Raw genomic sequence first — 5384 nt, forward strand, 5'->3', positions numbered from 1 at the left:
CGCTTTCATCCGCAGAACTTATAACCTGCCCGGTCGTCGCCAGCGCCTGCGCGATTGTGGTATGCTCACCACCCAGGAAGTGGCCGAACGCTTCGAGATCGCCGAGACCACCGTGCATCAATGGGGACGTCAGGGGCTCATCACCAAAGTCTACAGCGACAATCTCAGCCGGGGTCTGTGGGATATTCCTTCCCACCTCGAGATCATCAAAGGTCGCCCAGGCTGTAACGCTAATCCCGCCCGCCCTGCCTCCATTACCGTGCCATCAGCCGAACAGGACGCACTATGAAACCTTCGCCTTGTCCTTTGGGCGTCTCGGCCTGGCTGCGAGAACTGCGGTGCCGTAATGGCTCGCCATCTCGGCATAGGTCCGGTTGAGACCGGGGTCGTAGCGATCGGGGTTGGTGACGGCGGCCTTGAGATTGTCGCAGACCACGAACTTCGGCACGCCGCCGAGAAAGGTGAAAAGGTTCGTATGAACACGGATCCACTCGGGCAGGCTCTCGCTCGGGCACGCCTCGGCGTAGGTATAGTTGGAGGCGCCCATCGCTGCGACAAACAGCTTCATGGGATGCGCTTCGCCGGTGATGGGGTCGAAGATGTCGATGGTGTCGCCGGCGAAATCGACAAACACCTTCTCGCCGCCCAGGTGCGTCTGGCGCATCGTCGGGCGCGCGCGCTCTTTCCAGGCCTCGAAGGTCGTGCAAAACCAAGTATAGCCAAAGCCGTCGGGATTGGCGGCACGATACTCTTCCCACAGCAGCACCCGCGTTACGCCGCGCCGGCGCAACTCCTTCTCCACATAGCTCCAATCGGGCACCGGCCGCCGAGGGCTTTGCGAGGCCGCCTTCGGCGCAGGGAAGAGCAGCAGCTCAAGGCCTTCGTCATCCATCCCTTCGGGCAGCGGCCAGCTCAGTCCGGCAAGACGGGCGCGCCGCAAGTAACCGTGGACGACGCCATTGCTGACCCCGAGCGTGCGCGCGATGACGCGCTCGGTCAGACCCTGGGAAAATCTCAATCGTAATACGTCTCTGATCCGGCGCATCGACAATCTCTTGGTTGGCATCAGGCTTCCTCGTTTTGAACGAGGCCTCCTGTAGACCGCTGAGTTGTCGGCCGAAGCGTCCAGCACCTCCGAAAAGGTTGCTCACGATCGCCTGAAATCGCTGCTCACGATCCCGCGAAATCCTTGCTCACGATGCGGTGAAATCCGTGCTCACGATCGCCTGAAATACGCACGCCCGTTAAGGTCGACATCGCCTCGGGCATGGCGGTAGACGCCGGTTTGCCGGGCCTTTTCGGCCATCTCTTCGGAGAGATCGAACCCGTCGATGAACCGGAAGCGGTGGTTTTCGAGACTCAGACGGGAGAAGAGGCATGCGGTTCAGACTTAACGTAAGACCGTATGTCCGCCTCTGTCGGTGAGGTGGCTCGCCCTACACTGCGCGTCCGAGGGTTGCTCGGGCGGGCCGAGCCGATCCTCATCACTGGAGGACGAGCCGTGGCAGATTATAGGGAAGCATTTGTCGGAATCGATGTCGCCAAGCTGAGGAACGCCTTCGCGATTGCGGATGCCGGCCGGAGGGAGAGGTTCGCTTCTTCGGCGAGGTCGACGCGTCGGATACGACGGCGGTATGGGTTCCCGATGAAGGTCATGAGGCCATGCGGGATCTCGTTCGCGCCCGGGCGGCTGCAGTCGAGACACTCCGCTTGCATCGGCAGCAGGTGAGCGCCTTCATGCTTAAGCACGGTCGTGTCTATCCCCGCAAGAAGGGCTGGACGATGCGCTCTCTCCGCTGGTTGCAGGAGCAGCAGTTCGATCACCCTGCGCATCAGATCGCGCTCCAGGAAATGGTCGAATCTGTCCGCATCTCGAAAGAGCGGGTTGAGCGGCTTGAGCTTGTGATCGAAGAGTTCGTTCCAGCCTGGTCGCTCGCCCCGATCATACGGACGCTGCAGACATTGCGTGGTGTGGACCTGATCGTTGCTGTGACGTTCGCCACCGAGATTGGCGACGTGCGTCGCTTCGAGAGCCCGCGCCAACTCATGGGATTTCTCGGCCTCGTTCCCGGCGAGCGATCGACGGGCGAGACAGTCAGACGCGGCGGCATCACCAAGGGCAGGGAACGGACGGGTGCGCCATATGCTGGTAGAGAGCGCATGGACCTATCGGCATCCACCCAAGGTCGGCGCAAAGAAGCTCTACCGACTGGAGCAGGCGCCACCGAGGGTGCGAGAGATCGCATGGAAAGCTCAGACTCGGCTGACGGCCCCGCTATCGAATGCTGAGCGGACGCGGCAAGAGGACGCCGGTGGTCTGCACGGCGATCGCGCATGGGTGGAGGCGGGCCCACGGCAGGGGAATGCCCGTCAGACGCTTTGTGGCCGGTAAATCGACCGACGCCCGCAGTAAGATAGGAACAGCCCCAGACGCACAATCGGGAATGCGGTAGCCAACCCGCGCATCAGAGCTTGATCACCGACGTCCTTCAGTTCCGCCTCCACCCATGCGCGATCACCAGTTCGAGCAGCCGTTCCTCGGACCGGACGCCGCTCTGCGTCTGGATCAGGCCACGGCCTTGAGGTCTGGCTTTTTGACGTAGGCCCATGGCAGGAGACTCGTCGATCCGGCTGTTGGGATGACCATCGACGATCCTGGTGAGGACGTCAGTGAGATAGCCGAGCGGCTCGATGCCGTTGAGCTTGCAGGTTTCGATCAATGACGCGATGACGGCCCAGTGCTCGGCACCGCCGTCGGAGAGCGCTCGACCACGTTGCTGTCGATCTCGACGCGGCCGTCGTCAAGGAAGCGCGAGAGACCTTTCCAGCGCGAGAGCGTATAGCGGACCGCCTCAGCGAGCTTTGTCTTCTGGCTGATCAGGCCGAACTTCTCTCGCAGCCAAGGTTCGAGGTCGGCGATAACTGAAGCGCTCTTTTCCTGGCGCATGCCGAGGCGTTCGTCGGCCGATCGGCCACGGAATGCCGTCCTCGATCTTATAGAGTTCGGCGATCCGTCTCAGCGCCTCGCTGGCAATCGGCGCGGGACCGGCTGCTGCCAGTTCATAAAAGCGCCGACGGACATGCGCCCAGCAGAAGGCGAGCGTGACGCCGCTTTTGTCGGCCAGCACGCGATAGCCGCCATAGCCGTCGAGCGATCGGAAGCTCGGCCTTTCGGTCCGGCGCATAGACATAGGCGACGCCCGGCGGGTCGCTCCCTCCCATGGTCGGTCATCGCAGGCATAGGCCCAGAGCTGGCCTGACTTCGTCTTGCCGCGGCCGGGATCGAGTACCGGCGCGGTGGTTTCGTCAGCGAAGAGTTTTGGCGAAGCCTTCAGCTTGCCAAGCAGTCGCTCATGCACCGGACGCAGATGCCAGGCGGCGCGGCCGACCCAGTCGGCGAGCGTGGAGCGATCGAGATTGATGCCCTGGCGGGCGTAGATCTGCGCCTGACTATAGAGCGCAGCTGATCGAACCCGCGACTTCCAGTCAATTTTGGATCGTCATGATAGGCATGCCGACGAGTCGTTCAGGAGCAGCGGCCGCCGCGTGGGGGCGGAGTCAGCGTGGGCCTGAATTGCGCCTTTTTGAATTGGCTTCAGCAACCCGACCCTACCGAGGGAACATTCCGCCCTAACACCGCTCGCTCGCTACAGCGCTATTGAGGGCGCGCTCGCGAGCGGCTTCGTCACCGCCAGAGCTAGACCACACCGTGGGGGTACGTCATGCCAAGCTGATGACTGTTTGTGGGTGCAAGTCCCATCCGGCCAAAGCCGTAGCAGGCAAGCCGGGACCGAGTCTTGCGGGCGTCGCGGTAACGCGGGGTCTGAAGTGTAGACAGGAGCCATGCGGGGTGCGGGAATGAGCCTCGAAAGGTGGATGTTCGCGGAGGCCGAGTGTGTTCCCTAAACACGAAGGCAATATGAGTATCGTCGTTATGCGAGACGATGCCGCTCCGCCGGGGTCGATGGCCGGATCACGCATGGAAGGTAATCATCGGAACATGAGAGGCCCGACCGGGTCCGCTGGATTGGTCTCCAGCGGGGGACAGCAGCAAGGTACTGCCAGAGCTGCTGTCCGAGCTGAGGTCGGGAGTCGGACTGGTTCATAGTACCCGTGAAGCCGTCGAAGGAAACGAGGCGAGTGGAGGGAAGGGACCAGCCCGAGGGGAGCCTGCGCGAGGAAGCCAAGGTCCGGACACAGAGCCGGGTTGCCTTGCCGCCGAACCTCGAGCGGGTGAACGCGGCGGCCAAGCAGGCTGCCCAAACCCGGTTTACGGCCCTGCTGCATCATGTCGACGAGGCCGCCCTGTATCGGGCGTTCCGGCGACAAAAGCGGCAGGCGAGTGCTGGGGTCGATGGGATAACCGTGGCGAAGTACGAAGAGAGACTGGAGGGTAACCTCCGCGATCTCTGCGAACGGGTCCACACCGGTCGCTACCGGCCACAGCCGGTGCGGCGGGTCTACATTCCCAAAGCCGATGGCGGTAAACGGCCTCTCGGGGTGCCGGCGCTGGAAGACAAGATCGTCCAAAGCGCGGTGGCCGAGGTGCTGAGTGCTGTCTACGAGGCCGACTTCCTGGGGTTCTCCTACGGCTTCCGGCCGGGGCGGAGCCCCCACATGGCGCTTGATACCCTGCATACGGCGATCATGAGCCAGCGCGTGAACTGGGTGCTCGATGCCGACATTCGCAGCTTCTTGGATCCATTGTCATAATACCCCCTGGTTCATGAAGTGTGTTCGAAGAGGGTGGGATTGTGATCTGTGGTCTTGATCCATAGACCTTTTCTCTGTCCGCGGACGATATGGACAGCGTCGAGTTCGCCGTGCTTGATCCGATGCAACAGACTTTGGCGGGAAAGCCCGAGGGTGTCCATGGCGTCGCGGATCGGTTCAAAGCCGTCGCCGGGTGTGGCGAGGAAGCGGGCCTTGAGTTCCGCGGTCAGGCGAATGCGCCAGGGCGCGCCGGGTGTGATCTGTTCGCCCCGAATGAGGCCGTCGTTGATGTGGCGGTGGAGCGTCGACGGCGCCACGCCGAGGGCTGCGGCGGCCTGACGGATGGTGACGATGTCGCCGTCGGCGGCCGGTGACTTGGCCTTGCAGACGGGGATCTTCCAGTGTCGGCGCAGGTTTCCGACGCGGTTGGCGTCGAACCGGTGGCCGTACGCCGTTCGACGGCCCTGGCGGTTGAGGATGCCGGCGATGACGGCGTCGGGGTAATGCGGTGTCAGCCGCCGCAGCAGCGCCAGCGTATCCTCGTCGGTACGAACCGTCGCCGGTCGCGAGCGCGGCAAGGCGACGGTGAGGCGGCTCGTAGCGTCGCCCTTCCAGCGCAGGACGAGATGCGCCGCTGCCTCGTCGCGATCGACCTGGAGGGTGACCTCCTC

5 protein-coding genes and 3 pseudogenes are annotated in these 5384 nt (G+C 63.1%); 3 read left to right on the plus strand and 5 right to left on the minus strand.

What is annotated here, in order from left to right; translation table 11 throughout:
• A pseudogene (locus IQ26_RS38505) lies at positions 1 to 289 on the plus strand (helix-turn-helix domain-containing protein); the annotation flags it as partial.
• Here IQ26_RS38505 and istA read toward each other — a convergent pair.
• Positions 290 to 1066 (minus strand): annotated as a pseudogene (gene istA / locus IQ26_RS38510) (IS21 family transposase); the annotation flags it as partial. It abuts the pseudogene before it with no gap.
• Between the two features lie 435 nt (positions 1067 to 1501).
• Between istA and IQ26_RS38520 the strand changes: the two are divergent.
• Positions 1502 to 2333: pseudogene (locus IQ26_RS38520) on the plus strand (IS110 family RNA-guided transposase); the annotation flags it as partial.
• 156 nt (positions 2334 to 2489) lie between these two features.
• On the opposite strand, the gene IQ26_RS41795 reads toward IQ26_RS38520, so the two are convergent.
• Genes IQ26_RS41795 through IQ26_RS38525 form a run of 3 tightly spaced genes read right to left on the minus strand, consistent with a single transcriptional unit; the run spans position 2490 to position 3491 of the window.
• Positions 2490 to 2720, minus strand: coding sequence for a transposase domain-containing protein (locus IQ26_RS41795; protein WP_407660225.1), 231 nt, complete (start codon positions 2718 to 2720; stop codon positions 2490 to 2492).
• The gene (locus IQ26_RS41800; protein ID WP_407660224.1) at positions 2717 to 2947 is read right to left on the minus strand and encodes an IS66 family transposase; all 231 of its coding nucleotides are present in this window, start codon (positions 2945 to 2947) and stop codon (positions 2717 to 2719) included. The genes IQ26_RS41795 and IQ26_RS41800 overlap by 4 nt, the downstream gene beginning before the upstream one ends.
• Complete coding sequence (locus tag IQ26_RS38525) at positions 2853 to 3491, minus strand: IS66 family transposase (protein ID WP_420846415.1); 639 nt, start codon at positions 3489 to 3491, stop codon at positions 2853 to 2855. Before IQ26_RS38525 ends, IQ26_RS41800 begins: the two co-directional genes overlap by 95 nt.
• 649 nt (positions 3492 to 4140) lie before the next feature.
• On the opposite strand from IQ26_RS38525, the gene IQ26_RS38530 reads away from it, so the two are divergent.
• The gene (locus IQ26_RS38530) at positions 4141 to 4713 is read left to right on the plus strand and encodes a reverse transcriptase domain-containing protein (RefSeq protein ID WP_240547474.1); all 573 of its coding nucleotides are present in this window, start codon (positions 4141 to 4143) and stop codon (positions 4711 to 4713) included.
• 11 nt (positions 4714 to 4724) lie between these two features.
• Here the strand turns inward: IQ26_RS38530 and IQ26_RS39615 are convergent.
• Positions 4725 to 5384, minus strand: a 660-nt coding sequence (locus IQ26_RS39615; RefSeq protein ID WP_162458197.1) for a helix-turn-helix domain-containing protein, incomplete at its 5' end; no start/stop codon positions are given.

Source organism: Mesorhizobium tianshanense, assembly GCF_007830515.1.
Classification (GTDB): domain Bacteria; phylum Pseudomonadota; class Alphaproteobacteria; order Rhizobiales; family Rhizobiaceae; genus Mesorhizobium; species Mesorhizobium tianshanense.

Excerpts from the sequence above, each read along its gene's own strand:
- IQ26_RS41800 (WP_407660224.1), bottom strand. The coding sequence starts at position 2,947 with ATGCGCCAGGAAAAGAGCGCTTCAGTTATCGCCGACCTCGAACCTTGG.